The sequence below is a fragment of the Humibacter ginsengisoli genome (assembly GCF_054780095.1).
Map to the genome: position 1 here is coordinate 123,471 of NZ_BAAGWZ010000004.1, position 17,273 is coordinate 140,743.

At 68.5% G+C, this 17,273-nt stretch carries 17 protein-coding genes; 8 read left to right on the forward strand and 9 right to left on the reverse strand.

The window, feature by feature from the left end; all coding sequences use genetic code 11:
• Positions 1–35: 35 nt before the first annotated feature.
• From ACYVI5_RS07240 to ACYVI5_RS07250, 3 genes are all read right to left on the reverse strand, one after another.
• Positions 36–740 (reverse strand): copper resistance CopC family protein, encoded by a 705-nt coding sequence (locus tag ACYVI5_RS07240; RefSeq protein ID WP_460579616.1) that lies wholly within the window; start codon positions 738–740, stop codon positions 36–38.
• Positions 740–1,513: a YcnI family copper-binding membrane protein gene (locus ACYVI5_RS07245; protein ID WP_460579617.1), complete on the reverse strand. Its 774-nt coding sequence runs from the start codon at positions 1,511–1,513 to the stop codon at positions 740–742. Before ACYVI5_RS07245 ends, ACYVI5_RS07240 begins: the two co-directional genes overlap by 1 nt.
• Positions 1,514–1,790: 277 nt before the next feature.
• Positions 1,791–2,384: a hypothetical protein gene (locus ACYVI5_RS07250; protein ID WP_460579618.1), complete on the reverse strand. Its 594-nt coding sequence runs from the start codon at positions 2,382–2,384 to the stop codon at positions 1,791–1,793.
• A 422-nt stretch (positions 2,385–2,806) separates the two neighbouring features.
• Here ACYVI5_RS07250 and recQ point away from each other — a divergent pair, with 422 nt between their 5' ends.
• Positions 2,807–4,657: a DNA helicase RecQ gene (gene recQ, locus ACYVI5_RS07255; protein ID WP_460579735.1), complete on the forward strand. Its 1,851-nt coding sequence runs from the start codon at positions 2,807–2,809 to the stop codon at positions 4,655–4,657.
• Positions 4,658–4,717: 60 nt separating this feature from the next.
• On the opposite strand, the gene ACYVI5_RS07260 is transcribed toward recQ, so the two are convergent.
• From ACYVI5_RS07260 to ACYVI5_RS07270, 3 genes are all read right to left on the reverse strand, one after another.
• The gene (locus ACYVI5_RS07260) at positions 4,718–5,542 is read right to left on the reverse strand and encodes a hydrolase (RefSeq protein ID WP_460579619.1); all 825 of its coding nucleotides are present in this window, start codon (positions 5,540–5,542) and stop codon (positions 4,718–4,720) included.
• An 86-nt stretch (positions 5,543–5,628) separates the two neighbouring features.
• Complete coding sequence (locus tag ACYVI5_RS07265; protein ID WP_460579620.1) at positions 5,629–6,216, reverse strand: YdeI/OmpD-associated family protein; 588 nt, start codon at positions 6,214–6,216, stop codon at positions 5,629–5,631.
• A complete protein-coding gene (locus ACYVI5_RS07270; RefSeq protein ID WP_460579621.1) occupies positions 6,213–6,785 on the reverse strand; it encodes a DUF1697 domain-containing protein in 573 nt (190 codons plus the stop codon). Before ACYVI5_RS07270 ends, ACYVI5_RS07265 begins: the two co-directional genes overlap by 4 nt.
• A gap of 215 nt (positions 6,786–7,000) precedes the next feature.
• Between ACYVI5_RS07270 and ACYVI5_RS07275 the strand changes: the two genes are divergently transcribed.
• The 4 genes from ACYVI5_RS07275 (at position 7,001) to ACYVI5_RS07290 (ending at position 12,714) form a co-directional block, all read left to right on the forward strand.
• Positions 7,001–7,936: a DUF4436 domain-containing protein gene (locus ACYVI5_RS07275; protein ID WP_460579622.1), complete on the forward strand. Its 936-nt coding sequence runs from the start codon at positions 7,001–7,003 to the stop codon at positions 7,934–7,936.
• Between the two features lie 186 nt (positions 7,937–8,122).
• Positions 8,123–10,240 carry an acyl-CoA dehydrogenase family protein gene (locus tag ACYVI5_RS07280; RefSeq protein ID WP_460579623.1) on the forward strand — a complete coding sequence of 706 codons (2,118 nt, stop codon included), beginning with the start codon at positions 8,123–8,125 and terminating at the stop codon, positions 10,238–10,240.
• Between the two features lie 133 nt (positions 10,241–10,373).
• On the forward strand, positions 10,374–11,306 hold the full coding sequence (locus ACYVI5_RS07285; RefSeq protein WP_460579736.1) for a LysM domain-containing protein: 933 nt from the start codon (positions 10,374–10,376) through the stop codon (positions 11,304–11,306).
• An 88-nt stretch (positions 11,307–11,394) separates the two neighbouring features.
• Positions 11,395–12,714, forward strand: a complete 1,320-nt coding sequence (locus ACYVI5_RS07290; protein ID WP_460579624.1) for an MFS transporter — start codon at positions 11,395–11,397, stop codon at positions 12,712–12,714.
• A gap of 209 nt (positions 12,715–12,923) precedes the next feature.
• On the opposite strand, the gene ACYVI5_RS07295 is transcribed toward ACYVI5_RS07290, so the two are convergent.
• From ACYVI5_RS07295 to ACYVI5_RS07305, 3 genes are all read right to left on the reverse strand, one after another.
• A complete protein-coding gene (locus ACYVI5_RS07295; RefSeq protein WP_460579625.1) occupies positions 12,924–13,511 on the reverse strand; it encodes a TetR/AcrR family transcriptional regulator in 588 nt (195 codons plus the stop codon).
• Positions 13,512–13,614: 103 nt separating this feature from the next.
• On the reverse strand, positions 13,615–13,962 hold the full coding sequence (locus tag ACYVI5_RS07300; protein ID WP_460579626.1) for a hypothetical protein: 348 nt from the start codon (positions 13,960–13,962) through the stop codon (positions 13,615–13,617).
• A 50-nt stretch (positions 13,963–14,012) separates the two neighbouring features.
• Entirely contained in the window at positions 14,013–14,204 is a 192-nt protein-coding gene (locus ACYVI5_RS07305) for a hypothetical protein (protein ID WP_460579627.1), read from the reverse strand.
• Between the two features lie 198 nt (positions 14,205–14,402).
• Here ACYVI5_RS07305 and ACYVI5_RS07310 point away from each other — a divergent pair, with 198 nt between their 5' ends.
• The 3 genes from ACYVI5_RS07310 to ACYVI5_RS07320 all read left to right on the forward strand — a co-directional run bounded on the left by ACYVI5_RS07310 (position 14,403) and on the right by ACYVI5_RS07320 (position 17,177).
• Positions 14,403–14,753 (forward strand): hypothetical protein, encoded by a 351-nt coding sequence (locus ACYVI5_RS07310; RefSeq protein ID WP_460537120.1) that lies wholly within the window; start codon positions 14,403–14,405, stop codon positions 14,751–14,753.
• Between the two features lie 67 nt (positions 14,754–14,820).
• A complete protein-coding gene (locus ACYVI5_RS07315; protein ID WP_460579628.1) occupies positions 14,821–15,627 on the forward strand; it encodes an ABC transporter ATP-binding protein in 807 nt (268 codons plus the stop codon).
• Positions 15,609–17,177 carry a transporter gene (locus tag ACYVI5_RS07320; RefSeq protein ID WP_460579629.1) on the forward strand — a complete coding sequence of 523 codons (1,569 nt, stop codon included), beginning with the start codon at positions 15,609–15,611 and terminating at the stop codon, positions 17,175–17,177. The genes ACYVI5_RS07315 and ACYVI5_RS07320 overlap by 19 nt, the downstream gene beginning before the upstream one ends.
• Positions 17,178–17,273 lie beyond the last annotated feature (96 nt).

Below are 17,273 nucleotides of genomic sequence, written 5' to 3' on the forward strand. Positions count from 1 at the left end.
TCAGCAGGCATACGGCCTGCCGGCGATCACGCCGGTCAGTCGTCCTCGCGCGACCGCCGCCTGGTCAGCGCGATCACCACGACAGCGATGAGTGCGAGGAGCACGATCGACCCCGCGATCACGATCACGATCACGATTGCGCCTGAGTTCACGGTCCCCTGAGCGGTACCGGCTCCTGCCTTGGGGGCGGCGGTGGCTCCGGCGCTCGTGCAGGCGCTGGTCGAGGATCCGGCGGCCGCCTTCGTCCCGGCCGGCGGCGCGTAGGTGAACTGGATGGAATCCGACACGACGTGGCCGTCGGCAGAGACGATCTGCCACGTGACCAGGTACTTGCCGGGGCCACCCAGCGCGACGGGAACCGTGACCTTGCGATCGCTGATGGTCGGGCATCCGGTCTCGAAGTGCTTGCCGGCACCGTTCGGGCCCGTCACCTGCAGCAGAGCCCCAGGCCCCGTCTTCGACAGATCGAGCACCACGTCGTCGAACGTGAGCTTCACACTGTCGATCGGTGTCGTCTGCGTCGATCCCGCCTTCGGCGAGCTGTCGACCAGGTAATCGTGAGCGCTCGCCGGAGCGGCGGCGAGCGGGCCGACGACCGCGGCCGCCGCGAGGGCGGCGACCGCGATCCCGGCGCGCAGAGCGTGACCGATCGATCGGCGGCGAGGGTGAGCCCCACCGCGCATCGGAGTCGGTGTCACCGAGCGTCGTGTTGCAGGACGCCCTGCCGCGCGCAGAAGCATCAGACGCCGTCCTCGCGCGTCGGCGATTGCGGCGCCGCGCCGGGATGCTCCGCGGTCGTTGCCGGCCGGGGCCGCCGTACGAGCCCGAGCACCGCCACGACCAAAGCGATCGCGGCCAGGGCAAGTCCGGCGATGCCGAGACCGAGAGCAACGGCATCGGTCGCCGTGCTCGATGCGGCCGGGGCAGGCGTGCTCGTCACGACGGTCGGTGCCGTCTTCGACGACGACGGCGGAGCGTCGTTGATGTACAGCGTTGGCGCCGGATGCTCCGGCTCCTCACCGGAGGCCGGCGTCGGCTGGTCCCACTTCACGACCGACCCGTCGGAGTACGTCTGGATGGCCGGCATCTCGATCTTGCCGGTGTCTGGCACGATGCCGGCCGAGATGCTGAACTCTTGGAACTGTCCCGGCTTGATCTGCACTCCCGGATCGGCGGTCCAGACGATCTTCGTAGGCGCCTCGGTGACGGTCGCACCAGAGATCTTCACCGGCTTGGCGAGCTTCGACGTCGTGACAGTCGCGGACCAACCCGGAACGGGCTGGTACGAAAGGGACGTGAACGGAGTCGCGGTCGGGAAGTCGACTTCGAGGCCGACGGTGCCCGCCGTCGCGGATTCGGTGGGGACGCGGAACGTGAGCACGCTGTAGCCGCCAGGCGCTGCCTGATCGGGGTCGACGCGCACGTGCGCGCTTGCTGCCAGCGGTGCGGCGACCGCCAGTGCGATGGCCGCGATCGCGGCCGCGCCTGCGGCCGCGAGGGTGTGTTTGGTCATGGTCTCTCTCGTATGCCTGTTCGCGCATATATAAGCGCGGTGCGTATGGATGTCTTGGATGTCTGCGTCGATCGGGCCGGTCGTCTCTCGTGGCAACGCCTCGTGTCTCAGAAGACGTGAGTGCGCGGCGGCCGAGCGCGCCGTTTGTGAGACACGCAGGTCGGCGGTGTCTCAGCAGGTGCTTCCAGAGGGTGCCGGGAACCGCGCCTTCTGTGACACGGGAATGACGGATGCCTGACGCAGGAACGAGGGACAGGCTGCCCGGGCGGCTCGCCCCTCAAACGAGAACAGGCGGGCCGCGGTGGCGGAGCGAGCCGAGCACGCGCGTCGGGGACGCGAGCGTGAGCGGGCGCGTCTGCACGGGCATCCGTGCAGGGGTGCGGAACGGCACGACGACCAGGCGCGCTATCGACGTCACCAGAAGCGCGGCGAAGTTCGCGAGCGCGTGCAGTGTTCGTTCGCCGTGCCGCAGAGCGGCCAACGTGACGATGGCCGCGAGCCCGTGAGCCACGTACATGAGCGGGCTGTCGTCGTGCATCGGCATCGCCCGCCCGGCCGTCATGGCGATGTGCTCGCCGAGGTGCAGGTGGCCGGCGGGAGCGTGCAGGATGGTGCCCGAGGCGTCCGACCCGAGGCCGAAGAGCAGGTGCAGGAGCAGCTGGCTGATGCCGACGGATGCCGCTTGTCGCCACAGCGAGATCCGTCGCCCTGCGAGCACGACGCAGAGCGGAACGGCGAACGCCAGCGACAGCGAGACCGCCAGCAGAGAGGGAAGACCGCCACCGGCCGCGTCGTGGAACAGCGCCGCGACGAAGACGGCGAAGCACGCAGCCGCGGTGCCGCGGAGCGTGCGTATGCCGCGTGAGGTCATGCCGTTTCCTGATGCGTTCGGATGCGTCCAGCCTAGCTTTCGCGCCGCTTGGCCCCGCCAGGCCCGAACAATGCGATTGCGCCGGCGCTGCGGCGCGATCGCTGGAACGCGTCGCGATTGCGAGGACGCCAGGCCCGGCCCGGGCTGTGGAGAACGGGTTTCGCACAGGAGCCTGCGGCCCGGGGCCGCCCGTCGGGAGCCCCGGTTAACCTGGACCGGTGAGCTTGCCCGAACCGTTCGAACTGCCGCCGGATCCTGCCGTCCCTGCCGACTGGGATCCCGCGGACTGGGATCCCGACGAGTTCGTCCCGCCCGACGACGACTACGGGCCGGAGCTTCTTCCGTCGAACGGCAGCGGAGCAGCGCCGAGCGGTGGCGCCGATCGGTACGAGGAGGAGCTGGAGCGCGCATCCGTTCGGCGCATGGTCGGAGCCGACCCGCTCGACGTTCTGCAGACCGTGTGGGGCTACGACGCGTTCCGTGGCGACCAGGCCAAGGTCATCGACCGGCTCGTCGACGGCGGCGACGCGGTTGTTCTCATGCCCACCGGCGGTGGAAAGAGTCTCTGCTACCAGGTGCCGTCCATCGTGCGTGAGGGCACCGGAGTGGTCGTGTCGCCGCTCATCGCTCTGATGCACGACCAGGTCGACGCCCTCAGCGCTGTCGGCGTACGCGCTGCGTACCTGAATTCGACGCAGGATGCCGGAGCGCGGGCATCCGTGGAGCGCGCCTACCTGCGCGGCGAGCTCGACCTCCTCTACGTCGCCCCGGAGCGGTTGTCGTCGGAACAGACGAAGCAGCTGCTGTCGCGCGGAAAGATCGCCCTGTTCGCCATCGACGAGGCGCACTGCGTGTCTCAGTGGGGCCACGACTTCAGGCCGGACTACCTGGGGCTCTCCGAGCTGGCGCAGCGCTGGCCGGAGGTGCCGCGCATCGCGCTCACGGCGACCGCGACCGACGCGACGCATCGGGAGATCACCGAGCGGCTGGCTTTGCAGAACGCCGAGCACTTCGTCGCGAGCTTCGACAGGCCGAACATCCAGTACCGCATCGTGGAGAAGAACGAGGTGCGGCGGCAACTGGTCTCGTTCATCAAGAACGAGTTCGGCGGCGATCCGGTCTCCGGCGACGGTCCGGCTTCCGGCATCGTGTATGCGCTCAGCCGCAAGACCGTGGAGCAGACGGCCGAGCACCTTCGCCAGAACGGCATCGACGCCTTGCCGTACCACGCAGGACTCGACGCCGGTACGCGCGCCAGAGCCCAGTCCCGGTTCCTGCGCGAAGACGGGGTCGTGATCGTGGCCACGATCGCGTTCGGTATGGGCATCGACAAACCGGATGTGCGCTTCGTCGCGCACATCGATCTGCCGAAGTCCGTCGAGGGGTATTACCAGGAGACGGGCCGTGCCGGTCGCGACGGCGAACCGGCGGTGGCGTGGCTGGCCTACGGTCTGCAAGACGTGGTGCAGCAGCGGCGCATGATCGAGGAGTCACCCGGTGATCTCGCGCATCGCAGGCGGATGTCCGCTCATCTCGACGCGATGCTCGCGCTCTGCGAGACCGTGCACTGCCGAAGGCAGAACCTGCTGCAGTACTTCGGGCAGGCATCCGGAGAGTGCGGCAACTGCGACACGTGCCTCAACCCGCCGGAGACCTGGGACGGCACGGTACCCGCGCAGAAGCTCTTGTCCACGGTGGTTCGGCTGAAGCGCGAGCGCAACCAGCGGTTCGGTGCCGGGCACCTCATCGACATCCTGCGCGGCAAGCGCACGCCGCGCGTCGACCAGTACGGCCACGACTCGCTCAGCACATGGGGTATCGGCGACGATCTCGGCGAGCAGCAGTGGCGCGGCGTCGTGCGACAACTCCTCGCGCTGGGGCTGCTCGCGGTGAATGACGACGGCTACGGCACGCTGGCGATCACGCCCGCCAGCGCGGAGGTGCTGAACGGCTCGCGCAAGGTGCTGCTACGTCACCAGGAGGAGCGGGTCCCGCGCTCGCGCGCGACCAAGGCGAGCGTGCAGGCGCTGCCCGAGGCGGCGCATCCGCTCTTCGAGGCGCTCCGCGCCTGGCGCACCGAGCAGGCGAGGGAGCAGGGCGTTCCGGCTTACATCGTGTTCGGCGACGCCACGCTGCGCGGGGTCGCCTCGAGCAGGCCGAGCACGCTCGATGAGCTTGCGCAGATCTCCGGTGTCGGCGCCAAGAAGCTGGAGACCTACGGCGAGGATCTTCTCGCCGTCGTCGCGGCCTCGCCTGCCTCTACCGGCGGGTGAGCGGTCGACGCGACCGGCAGCTGCACCTCCACGGCGCGATCCTCCACTCCGATGCGCGCCTCACGTCAGGTCGTCGTGGTCTCCCCGCACCCACGCGATGTAACGGTCGGCGGATGCACGGATCACCTCGTGAGCATCCTGCGGCACGCTGCGACCGAAGTTGTTGTAGAGACGGTCGAACTGAAGGCCGAGCGCCTTCCTCGCGACTCGTTCCACGACGGCGGCCGACAGCGGCAGCAGGTTGGGGTAGCTGCGCATGAACGACACGGATGTCCCGTTCGGGTTCGGGAAGACCGCGTCGCCTGCCAGCAGCACGCCCTTGCCGTCCGCGCCGGCATCCCAGAGCGCAGCGGTGCTCCCCGCAAAATGGCCGCCGAGCGTGTGCAGTTCGAGGCCCGGAGCGAATTCGGCCGTGTCGCGGAACAGCCGGATCGCCTCGTCCTGCCGTCGCACCCACTCCGCATCCGCCTCGTTCACGTACACGGGCGCCCCGCCGAGCAGCCGCGACCACGACACCTGTGCGCCATACATGTGCGGGTGACTGGCCACGATCGCCAGCACGGGTCCGTGCTCGAGCACGCGGGAGGCGGCATCCTCATCGACGTATCCGATGGGGTCGAACAACAGGTTGCCGCTCGGGGTCTTCACCAGCATCGACTGCTGCCCGATGCCCACCTCGGGGTCGCTCGTGACGGCGATCATGCCCGCCTCCACTTCGTGCAGCTCGACACGAATGCCATCAGCTCGGAGCTCGTCCGCCGTCGTCCACTTCTGCCCGGTGCGGGGAACCCACTGCCGCTCGTCGCTGCAGATCGCGCACTCGGCGGGCGGTTCGGGCGAGTCGGCGTGCTCGACACCGCATGTCGCGCAGATCCAAAGGGTCATGCTCGGGCCTCCTTGTCAGGGCGTTTCTGCAGATGTTCGCGGCGCCGCTCAATAGGCGCAATCGGCTCGGCTATGAAAACGAGCTTTCATTGCCCTCGCCTCACTTGCCTATAAATCGTCTCGCCGCGTTCGAGCATGGCGACGTACTCCGCGATCTTGCGTGCTCGCGTCTCGGCCCGTTTCACGTTGCCGATACGGAACAGGATGGCGAACCGGTTCTGGCTCGTGAGCGTCTGGAACATCGCGGATGCCTGCGGGTTCGCCGCCAGCGCCTCCGCCAGATCGTCGGGCACTTCGATGTCCCGGGATCCGGCGTAGGCGGCATCCCACCGTCCATCCGACTTGGCACGTGCGACTTCGGCGCGCCCGGCGTCGGTCATGCGGCCCTCGCGCTCGAGTCGCGCGACGTGCTCGCGGTTCCGCTTCGACCAGATGCTCCGCGCTCGCCTCGGTGTGAAGGTCTGCAGCCATTCGGTGTCGCTGAGGCCCTGCTTGGGTCCGTCGATCCAGCCGAAGCAGAGCGCCTCGTCGAGAGCCTCGGCGTAGGTGACCCCGGGCGCACCGCCCTTGGCGAGCGCGAGCTGCACACCGTCATCCACGGCGTGATTCCGCTCGAGCCACTCCCGCCAGGCGCCTGCGTTGGGCAGCCGCAGGATCGGTCGTTCGACGCTCATCGCAGCAGCTTCTGCAGCGTGTTGAGGTTGCGGTTCGTGGTGAGCAGCTTGCCGCGACCTGCCCCGATGCCCTTGCCGACGACGCTGTCCAAGGTGTGCCCGCGCTCGACCGTCCAGAAGAGAACCGGACCGCCGTCGGCGAGCTGCTCGAGCTCGGGGTCGACGTCGAGCTCCAGGGCATGCCGGGCGACGGCATCCAGGTCGGCGGGACGGTCAGTCGAGCCGGGCGCCCCGGTGGCGCCGATGAGGAACACGACGTAACGGTGCCACCCGTCGCGCTCCGGGAACGGGTACGCGTCGACGATCGCGGCGAGAGCATCCGTATCGAGCACGTGCACCTTCGCGTCGTAGCCGAACGCGTCGCTGAGCGCCTTCTCGATGTCCGATCTGAGAGCTTCAGCACGCCGAGCGGATGCCTCGCCCTCCGCCTCGAACACCACGTTGCCGCTCGCGAGCACCGTCTTCACGCTGTCGTATCCGAGCGAACGGAACACCTCGGCGAGTTCGGCCGACTTGATGGTGCGTCCGCCTACGTTGATGCCGCGCAGCAGCGCGATGTACCGCGTCATGCCGACCAGCATGCCAGGAGCCGGCGACACACCACGACATCTCGCCAGCACACGATGCGCCGGAGATGACGCGGTGCACCGCATAGACGAGCGGGCTCTATCCGGCCGATGGCACGATCTCCGGTGGAGCATTCGGCGGTGTGCGGGTGCGATGGTTCGCACGGCATCCGCGGGGCGCGCGAGCGGGCATCCGTCGCCGCCCTAGGCTCTCGTCTGTGGGGGAAGAACGCCGCGCGCCGAACCGTCGCACGGTCGTGCGCGTCGTCGCCGTCGCCGTCGTGCTCGCCCTTGTGTACGCCCTCGTCGTCACGCTGTATGCCGTGAGCGGGAGCGTCACTTCGCTCGGAGATTCCGAGCCCGAGCCCGAGAAGGGCGGCGTCACGGTCGTTCTGACCGTAGAGGGAGTGGATGCCGCCCACCAGCGCATCGACATGAGCGTGCACATCGACCCTTCGGAGACACTCTTCACCGGCAACGGCCTCGCTCTCGCCGAAGACATCCACGTGATCGTGGCACCCGTGGAGGGCAACCAGTCGCTCGTCTTCCCGGCGGATTCGGCCATCGCCACCAAGCCGGTGCGCGTGCTGGCCAACGGGGAGATCGGCAACTGGCCGTTCGACGGCTACCGCGCTGACGAGCTCGTCGTGCTCGCCTATGTGACGAGCGGCGGAGTGAGCCGCCCGATCCCCACGCACGTCTGGTTCAGCGGCGATGTGCCGGGATGGCGTGTGAACGTCACGCAGATCGGCGAGGCTCCCAAGGAGCTCCCCGCCACCCTCAACGAAGCACTCGCGGTATGGCCGCACATCGACGTGACCTCCGCGCGCTCCGGCAGCACCGTGGCGTTCGCGTTCGTGCTCCTGGCGCTGCTCGTCGTGATGCCCTGTCTCGTGCTGTTCGTGGCGATCACCGCGTTCCGCGGCAGACGCAAACTCGAACCATCCTTCATGGGGTGGATGGGCGCCATGCTGTTCGCGACCATTCCGCTGCGCACGTTCCTGCCAGGCTCGCCCCCGATCGGCTCCTGGATCGACTTCACGGTCGTGCTCTGGGTCGTAGCCGGGCTCGTCGTCGGCCTGGCCGTCTATGTGGCCGCATGGGCACGTTGGTCCCACGAGGTGCCGGAGCGAGCGAAGCAAGCACCGCGCTGAGCCGGTCGAGGTACCGAAAGGTCCACGACGAGCTAGCCCGGTTCGCTTCCGGCGAGCGCCTTGCGCAAAGCCACAGGCATCCCTGCCGGCGTCCGAAGGCCGTTTGTGGCATCCGCACGGCGAACTGGCCGCTGAAAGGATGCCTGCCTACCGTGGTAGGAATCCCCACCTGAGAAAGGTCTTGCGATGGTCGACACCGCCTCGAAGCCCGTCACCGAGCACATCACACGGCCGGACCGGTCCTCCTACACGCTGCAGACCGGTCCCGTCGACGTGGACGCCCCGCCCGCCGAGGTGAACGTGGCCGAGCTGGGCCGCAAGCTGCTGGGCTCATGGGCCGACGTGCGCCTCGCATCCCTGGAGTTCGCGAAGAACCCCGCGCTGCAGCGGGTCGAGGGTCTGAGTCTCGACGAGCACCGCAAGCGCGTGTTCGAGCAGCTGAAGCTGCTGGTGGAGAACGGGCAGGTGCACCGCGCTTTCCCGGCATCCGTCGGTGGCGGCAACGACCACGGCGGCAACATCGCGGCGTTCGAGGAGCTCGTCACGGCCGACCCTTCGCTGCAGATCAAGGGCGGTGTGCAGTGGGGGCTCTTCGGTGCTGCGGTCTTGCACCTCGGCACGCAGAAGCACCACGAGAAGTACCTGCCGGGCATCATGAGCCTCGAGGTTCCCGGCGCGTTCGCGATGACCGAGACCGGGCACGGATCGGATGTCGCCTCCATCGCCACGACCGCCACCTTCGATCCCGAGACGCAGGAGTTCGTGATCGACACGCCGTTCCGCGGCGCGTGGAAGGACTACCTCGGCAACGCCGCGAAGGACGGCCTGGCCTGCACCCTCTTCGCGCAGCTCATCACGAATGGCGTCAACCACGGCGTGCACTGCTTCTACGTGCCGATCCGCGATGCCGCGACCGGCGAGTTCCTGCCCGGCATCGGCGGAGAGGACGACGGCCTCAAGGGCGGCCTGAACGGCATCGACAACGGACGCCTGCACTTCACGAACGTGCGCATCCCCCGCGACAACCTGCTGAACCGCTACGGCGACGTCGCAGAGGACGGCACGTACACCAGCCCGATCTCGAGCCCGGGACGCCGCTTCTTCACCATGCTCGGCACGCTCGTGCAGGGCCGCGTGTCGCTCGACGGCGCATCCACCATCGCTGCCGCAATGGGCCTGACCATCGCCGTCACCTACGGCAATCAGCGCCGCCAGTTCACGGCGGGCAGCGACACCGACGAGGAGGTGCTGCTCGACTACCAGCGGCACCAGCGGCGTCTCATCCCGCGGCTCGCCACGACGTATGCGCAGTACTTCGCGCACGACAAGCTGCTGCTGAAGTTCGACGAGGTCTTCAGCGGCAAGGCCGACACGGATGACGACCGCCAAGACCTCGAGACCCTCGCCGCAGCTCTGAAGCCGCTCTCCACCTGGCACGCCCTCGACACCCTGCAGGAGGCGCGCGAGGCGTGCGGCGGCGCCGGATTCCTCACCGAGAACCGTCTCGTCAGCCTGCGCGCCGACCTCGACGTCTACGTCACCTTCGAGGGCGACAACAACGTGCTGCTGCAGCTGGTGGCCAAGCGCCTCTTGACGGACTACTCGAAGAAGTTCGCGAAGGCGGATGCCGGTGCCCTCGCCCGCTACGTCGTCGCCCAGGCCGCCGACCGTGCGTACCACGGCTCCGGCCTGCGCCGGCTCGCGCAGACGGTCGCCGACTTCGGCTCGACGGCGCGTTCGGTCGGCCAGCTGCGCGACCCGGAGACGCAGCGCGAGCTGCTCACCGATCGCGTCGAGACCATGATCGCCGAGGTCGCCACACGCCTGCGGAACGCGAACAAGCTGCCCAAGGACAAGGCCGCCGCGCTGTTCAACTCCCAGCAGAACGAGCTCATCGGGGCCGCACGCGCGCACGGCGAGCTTCTGCAGTGGGAGGCGTTCACGGAGGCGCTCGACACGGTGAACGATGCCGGCACCAAGCAGGTGCTCACCTGGCTGCGCGACCTGTTCGGCCTCGGACTCATCGAGAAGCACGTCGCCTGGCACATCATCCACGGTCGGCTCTCCCCGCAGCGGGCGCAGGCTGTGACCGCGTACATCGACCGGCTCGTCGCGCGGCTGCGACCGCACGCGCAGTCCCTGGCGGATGCCTTCGGCTTCGAGCAGGAGCACCTGCGCGCGAAGATCGCCAGTGGTGCCGAAGCCGAGCGTCAGAACGAGGCGAGAGAGTATTACCGCGTGCTGAGGGCATCCGGAGACGCGCCCGTCGACGAAAAGACCTTGCACCACAAGAGCAAGCGCTAGGCGTCGCAGCAGAGGCGGGCTCGGCTCGAGTCATCGCATCGCCTAGAGGCGATTGAGGTGACAGGCGGCGAGCCGATTGAGTCTCTGAGCGGCGAAGCCGTGATAGACGCACGGTTAGTATTCGGCTGTGCGGATGATCAGGGGCGGCAACGAGGTCGACGGAAAGAACCAAGCGGGAACCGGAAGCGCGAAGGCGCGCTGGCTCGCTGCGATCGGAGCCTCCATGGTGGTGGCGGCGGCGCTCAGCGGATGCAGCGTGGCCGCCGCGACAGCCAAGACGCACGCCACCCACAGCAAAGCGCCCCACACGCACACGCCGTCGCCGACGGCTTCCGCCGCTGCCGCCGATCCGGCGATATCGCATCCGGCCACGCCTGCGCCGAGCGAGGCGTCGGAACCGGCTCCCACTCTCATCCCGGTGCCGGCCGGCACGGTTGTCGCGCAAGGGGATGTCGCGTCGCCGAAGGGAAGCATCCACTACCACTACAGAGTCGTCGCGAACGGCGACAACACGTTCACGGCGCAGTATTCCGGGTTCACGTCGACGGTGCCGATTCCGGTGTCGGTCACGCTGCTCGACATTCCGCCGAAGGTGGGCGACGGCCTCACCTGGCACGGGGTCGGCGATCACCTGCTCGGCGGCCCCACGACGTCGCCGCAGAGCTCATCGGGGTCGCTCGGCTCCGAGGACCAGCCGTCGTACCTCGTCGCGCTGGTCACCTACTCGTCGGTTGCTTCCGCCGACGGCGTGCCGGTGGAACTCGGGCCCAACAAGGTGCTGGCGGTGAACACGGTGAGCTGGAACGTGCCGGTGCGGCAGTCCAACGTGCACCCGGTCGATGGTGGTGCGCGCACCTATGCAACGGGCACGGTCACGGCGACCACGGCCAGCGGTGCCCCGAAGAGCTACCTGATCGCTTCCGGCGACATCACCTCGGTGGTGGCGGCTCGATTCGGCATCTCGGTCACGGATCTCATCTGGCTCAACGCGAACCTGCAGGTCTTCGGTGACCAGCAGTACCTCTACTCGGGGACGACCCTGAATCTCGACCCCAACAGCGTCTGACGCCTCGCCGTTTGCCTTCTTGAACAGATCGGTCTAATCTCTTGGACAGATCGGTTTGAACAAGTCTGTTCAAAGAGAGAAGGCCAGCATGACTTCACAGGTATCGCCCCGCGTGGCGGACACGACGGCGCCCCCGGCGACCGTGCGACGGCGCCTGGCCCTTCCGAGGGGAGCGGCGTTCATCGGAACCGCGCTCGCCGCGGTCGGGCTGTACCTGGCATCCGGTGCACCGACGCCGATCCTCCTGCTGCTCCAGCAGGAATGGGGCTTTCAGTCCTGGGCGCTCACGCTCGCGTTCGCGGCGTATGCGTTCGGTCTGATCGCCGCGCTGCTCGTCACCGGCAAGCTGTCGGACCACATCGGGCGACGTCCCGTTCTGATCGTGGCGCTTGCGGTGCAGGCGGTGGCGATGCTCGGTTTCGTCGTGGCATCCGATATCTGGTGGGTGACAGCGGCTCGCACGCTGCAGGGCATCGCGACGGGTGCGGCGACCAGTGCGTTCACGGCGTCCATGGTCGAGCTGGCACCTGAGCGGTTCAAGCGACTCGGATCGATCATGGGCGGCGCCGTGCCGCCCGCTGGCCTAGCGCTCGGCGCGCTGTTCGCCGGCCTTGCGATGCAGTTCACCACGTCGGCCGACGCCGTCGTGTTCGCGGTGCTCGCCGTCGTCGCCGTACTCGGGCTGGTGGTGGCGGTACTCGCCCCCGAGACCTCGACCCGGCGGAGCGGCGCCGTACGAAGCCTGATTCCGCGCATCGCGGTTCCTCGTGCCGCCCGAGCCGAGTTCGGTGCCGCGGTACCGGGGATCGTCGCGACCTGGACGCTTGGCGCCCTGTTCCTCGGCCTGGGCCCGACCATCGTGCTGCGCGTTTTCCACATCGACAGCGGAGCCGTGGACGGCATCACGGCGTTCGCGGCGCCGGCGGCCGCTGCCGTCGTGGGCTTCGTGCTCGGTCGCATCGCGGTGCGCCGCGTGCTGCTCTTCGCCGTCGTCGCGGTGTTCATCGGGGGTGCCCTCATCGTGGCATCCGTCAACGCGGGGTCGCTGACGCTCTTCATCGTCGGCGGAGTGATCGGCGGATCCGGCTTCGGCGCCTCGCTGTCGGGAGCACTTCGTGTGCTCACCGGCATCGCCCAGCCGCACGAGCGAGCAGGCGTCTTCGCCGCCGTCTACACCGTCGCGTACCTGGCGTTCGGCCTGCCGGCCATCGCCGGGGGACTGCTCATCGCGCCGCTCGGACTGACCTCGACGGTCGTGCTCTACGGCATCGTGATCGCGCTCGCCGCGATCGTCGGCCTCCTCGCACAGCAGCGCCTCATCACCCGGCAGCGCAGGGCGGCAATTGCCCTCGCGACGGCTGAGCGCGCGGCAGGATGCCCGACCACCGGCTGCACGGCGACCGTCTGAGGCGTCCACCCGCCCCTCCTGCGCGACCAGCACCGGCAGCCAGCCTCCAGTGCCCACGAACGGTCGGGCGGAAATAGTCAGATCGGCCGGATGAATGAGCGCTCTGTGTACGGAGCCTCGTTCGATTTCCGGCCGTTCGTGCGGTGATAAACGGGCTGTGTGGCGGTGGTCGCGCTGCGGGCCGGCCGCTCAGCGGGCGAAGCCGGCGATCAGTGGTCGGCGGATGCCGGCACTGCAGCGTCGATGAGCTGCTCGGCCAGTGCGCGCGCCGTCTCCGCCACTCGCGGATCGCCGTCCATCTGGAATCCCATGCGCGCGCCGTCGTAGACCACGAGCAGCCGCTCGGCGAGCGTGGGGGCATCCGTCACGTCGAGCGCGTTGGCGAGCCGGCCGAACAGGCCGTGCATCCAGCCGCGATAGCTGGCCGACTCCTCGACCTCGGCGCTGCCGGGCTGGGCCTCGGCCAGGGCGCGGGAGAACGCGCATCCCCGGTAGCCGGGATCGCGGATGACGGTCCCGAGCTCGTCGAAGATCGCGAGCAGCTTCGCGCGCGGATCGTCGACAGCCCCGATAGCGCCCTCGATGCGCGCGGCCATGCTGGCGTGGCGGCCGAGCAGGTACTCGCGCACCAGATCGTCTTTGCCGTCGAAGTTGTAGTAGAGCGAGCCCTTGGCGACGCCGGCCTTCTCGATGATGCGGTCGATGCCGACGGTGTGGATGCCCTCGTCGTAGAACAGCTCGTCGGCGGCGGCGAGCAGACGCTCCCGTGGCGACGATCCCTTGTCGCGTGCTGCCATGTGCGCATCCTATCAGACAGACCTGTTCAAAAGTGGATCGGCGCACCCAGCAGGAGCGGCGTGCGGATGCCGGGCTCGAGTCCGTGGGCCCGGCATCCGCACGCTAAGACCTCCTGGAGGAGGCCATCCCCACGACGAAGCCGACCACGGCGGCGATGGCCGCGACCACGAGAATGACCTTGAGCGGGTTCTCGCTGGTGGTGTCCAGTGCGCTGTCGCGCATGTCATCGAACGAGCCGCCCGCCTGGTTGATCCCGCGCGACGCCTTCTTCTTGCTGTCGTCGATGACGTCGTGAGCGGTGTCGACGGCGCGGTCGACCCCTCGCGACCCCGCTTCGGATGCCTCGTTCATGCGTTCCGAAACCGCGCCGGCCGCCTCGTCGACCGCACCCTTCGCCTTGTCTGCGGCGTCATCCACGCCGTCCCCCAGTGCCTCGTTCATCTCGGCCATGTCTCTTCTCCTGACGTTCCGATCCTGTTCGTCCTGCTCATCGCTTGCGGCTACACCGATTTCGCAGCCTTCTCCGCGCGCTTCATGGCCCGCTTGCGGGCCTTCTTCACGCGCGGGTCGTTCCACATCGCGTCGACGCCCGCGCGGATCTCGCGGTATCTGCCGCGACCGGCCTTCGCCCCATAGGTGTACGCGATGAGCGCGACAACGCCGATCATGAGCACGGTGAAGAACTTGCGCATGCGATTCCTCTTTCCTCGGAGTCTGCAAGATTCACCGCTCTGCCCGAGCGTTGTCGAGGACTTGACTGCATCCGCTCGGCATGCCAGGACCCGAGCCGAGCGTCTCGCTGACCGAACCCGTCCGCGCTGCCCCGGGCTCTCATCGCGCGGTCATAGCTCGTCGGGCGGATGCCCATACACGGTTCGTAGACTCGCACCATGACCGTCCAGGAGGTGAAGCCGCCCTACCTCGTCTGGGACATCATCATCTCGGTCGTCGTGTGGCTGGTCACCGGGGCGTTCATCAGCATCGCGTCATTCGCGGCGATCTTCGGGCTCGCGTTCCTCGACTACTGCCCTCCGCAATCCTGCAGCTCCGAGGCGGCGGTGGCGTGCCTGTTCGCGGCGGGCGCGGCATCCGTCGTCGTCGCGCTCGCCGGGTTCGTCGGTGGGCTGGTGCGCATGCTGCGTCGCGCGTCGAGCTGGTGGATCACGCTCGGGGCGTTCGTGCTGTGCGTGGCGTGCTGGATGGTCGGCTTCATCTCCGCGTGGCGCGCGATCGGCTGGTGATCGGCGCATCGGATGTCATCCGATCGCGGGACGACAGGGTCGGATGCCCGCAATAGGCTGGGTTGCCATGACCGATGCCGTCAACCCGCCGGCGCAGTACGCGCCGCCCGCACCCGACCCGGCGGCCGCGCTGTCGATCCGCGGGCTTTACAAGTCCTTCGGCCAGAAACGAGCGGTCGACGGAATCAGTCTCGACGTGCCGATCGGCAGCTTCTACGGCCTGGTCGGACCGAACGGTGCAGGCAAGACCACCACACTGAGCATGGCGACCGGGCTGCTCAAGCCGGATGCCGGCGCCGTCGCCGTGCACGGCATCGACGTGTGGGCGCGGCCCCTGGAAGCGAAGGCGCAGATCGGCGTGCTCTCCGATGGCGCCCGGCTGTTCGACCGCCTGACCGGCGAACAGCTCGTCGTGTACGCGGGTCTGCTCAGCGGCATGGACCGCCCGACCGCGGTCTCGCGCACGAAGGATCTGCTGCAGCTCCTCGACCTGCAGGAGGCGGCGGGCACGCTCGTCGTCGACTACTCGGCCGGCATGACGAAGAAGATCGCGCTGGCGTGCGCGATGGTGCATGCCCCGCGGCTGCTTGTGCTCGATGAGCCGTTCGAGTCGGTCGACCCGATCTCGGCGGCGAACATCCGCGACATCCTCGGCGGATTCGTGCGCGGCGGCGGCACCGTCATCGTCTCCTCGCACGTCATGGACCTCGTGCAACGCATGTGCGACCACGTCGCCGTCATCACGAACGGGCATGTCGTGGCATCCGGAACGGTCGACGAGGTGCGCGGCGGCGCCGACCTCGAGGACCGCTTCGTTCAGCTCGTCGGCGGCCGTCGCGTGCAGGAGGGGCCGGAGTGGTTGCAGCACTCGTAAGGCTCCGCCTGCTCGTTCTTCGCAACAGTCTCAAGCGCAGCATCGGTCAGCTCATCGCCGTCATCATCGGCGGCCTCTACGGCCTGTTCGTGCTCGGAATGGTCATCGTCGGACTGTTCGCGCTCAACCTGGCGCCGGTGGAGATCGTGCGCACCGTCGTCGTGCTCGCCGGCTCCGTGCTCACGCTCGGCTGGGCGATCCTTCCCCTGTTCTTCTCGGTCGAACAGACTCTGGATGCCCCGCACCTCGCCGTCTACCCGATCCCGCTGAACAAGCTGCTGACCGGGCTGCTGATCTCGGGTGTGGTCGCCATCCCCGGCGCCATCACGATGATCGCGTCGGTGTTCACGTTCGGCTCCTGGCTCCGGATGCCCGGAATCGCCGTGCTCGCACTGCTCTGCGGGATCGCCGGCGCGCTGCTCTGCGTCATGCTGTCCCGCGCCGTCACGTCCGCGGCGGCGGGGCTGGCATCCGGGCGCAGGTTCCGCGAGGCGGCGGGCATCCTCATCTTCATTCCGCTCGTGCTGCTTGGGCCGATCATCGTCGGCGTCACGTCGTCTCTGCGGCACTCGGCCGACGCCTTGCCGAGCCTCGGCGATGCCATGTCGTGGACCCCGCTCGGGGCGATCTGGGCCATCCCGTCGCAGGTCGCGCTCGGCGACCCGCTCGGCGCCGTGCTGCGCGCCCTCATCGGTGCGGCCACGATCGCGGTCGTGTTCCTGGTGTGGCGTTGGGGGCTCTCCCGCTCGCTCGTCACGCCGGTGCACGCCGCATCGAGGGTGCGCGCGCAGGGCAAGCTCGGCCTCTTCGGGCTGCTGCCGGCCACGCCGGCCGGAGCGATCGCCGCGCGTTGCCTCAACTACTGGTTCCGGGACCCGCGCTATGTTCGCCAGCTCGTGATCATCCCGGTGATACCGATCCTGTTCTGGTTCTACTCGTCGCTGACCCACTTCCACGCGCTCCTGCTGTGGTCGGGGCCTATGGTCGCGTTCCTCCTCGGCGTCACGCTGATCGCGGACGTGTCGTACGACTCCACCGCGTTCGTGCTGCATGTCAGCAAGGGGGTGCCCGGGCGCGCGGACCGCTGGGGGCGGGCATCCGCCGTGCTCACCTTCGGCCTTCCCGCCGCGGTCGCCGTGACCCTCATCACCGCAGGCATCAGCCAGGAGTGGATGCTCGTGCCCGGCCTGCTCGGACTCGCCTTCGGTCTGCTGCTCGGCGGCTTGGCCGTGTGCTCGGTGACCTCCGCGGTGCTGGTGTATCCGGCTCCGGCCCCGGGGGACAACCCCTTCAAGACACGGCCCGGCGCGAACACGGCGCTGCTCGGGTCCACGTTCCTCACCTGGGGCGTGCTCGCCGTGGTCACGGCACCGGAGATCGTGCTGCTCGTGGTGAACGTGGTGACCGGGCAACTGCTGTGGGGGTGGATCGCTCTCGTGGCCGGCGTCGTGCTCGGTCCGATCAGTCTGGCGATCGGGGTGCGGCTGGGTGGAGGCATCCTCGATCGTCGCGCTCCGCAACTGCTGATGCAGTTGCAGAAGGACGCGTGACGCGTCGCCCTACCGTCCCCACCCCCAAGTGACACTAGGTGTATGCGCCGAAACTGGGTGCATGGCGCCCGGTCTCGGCGCATACACCTAGTATCA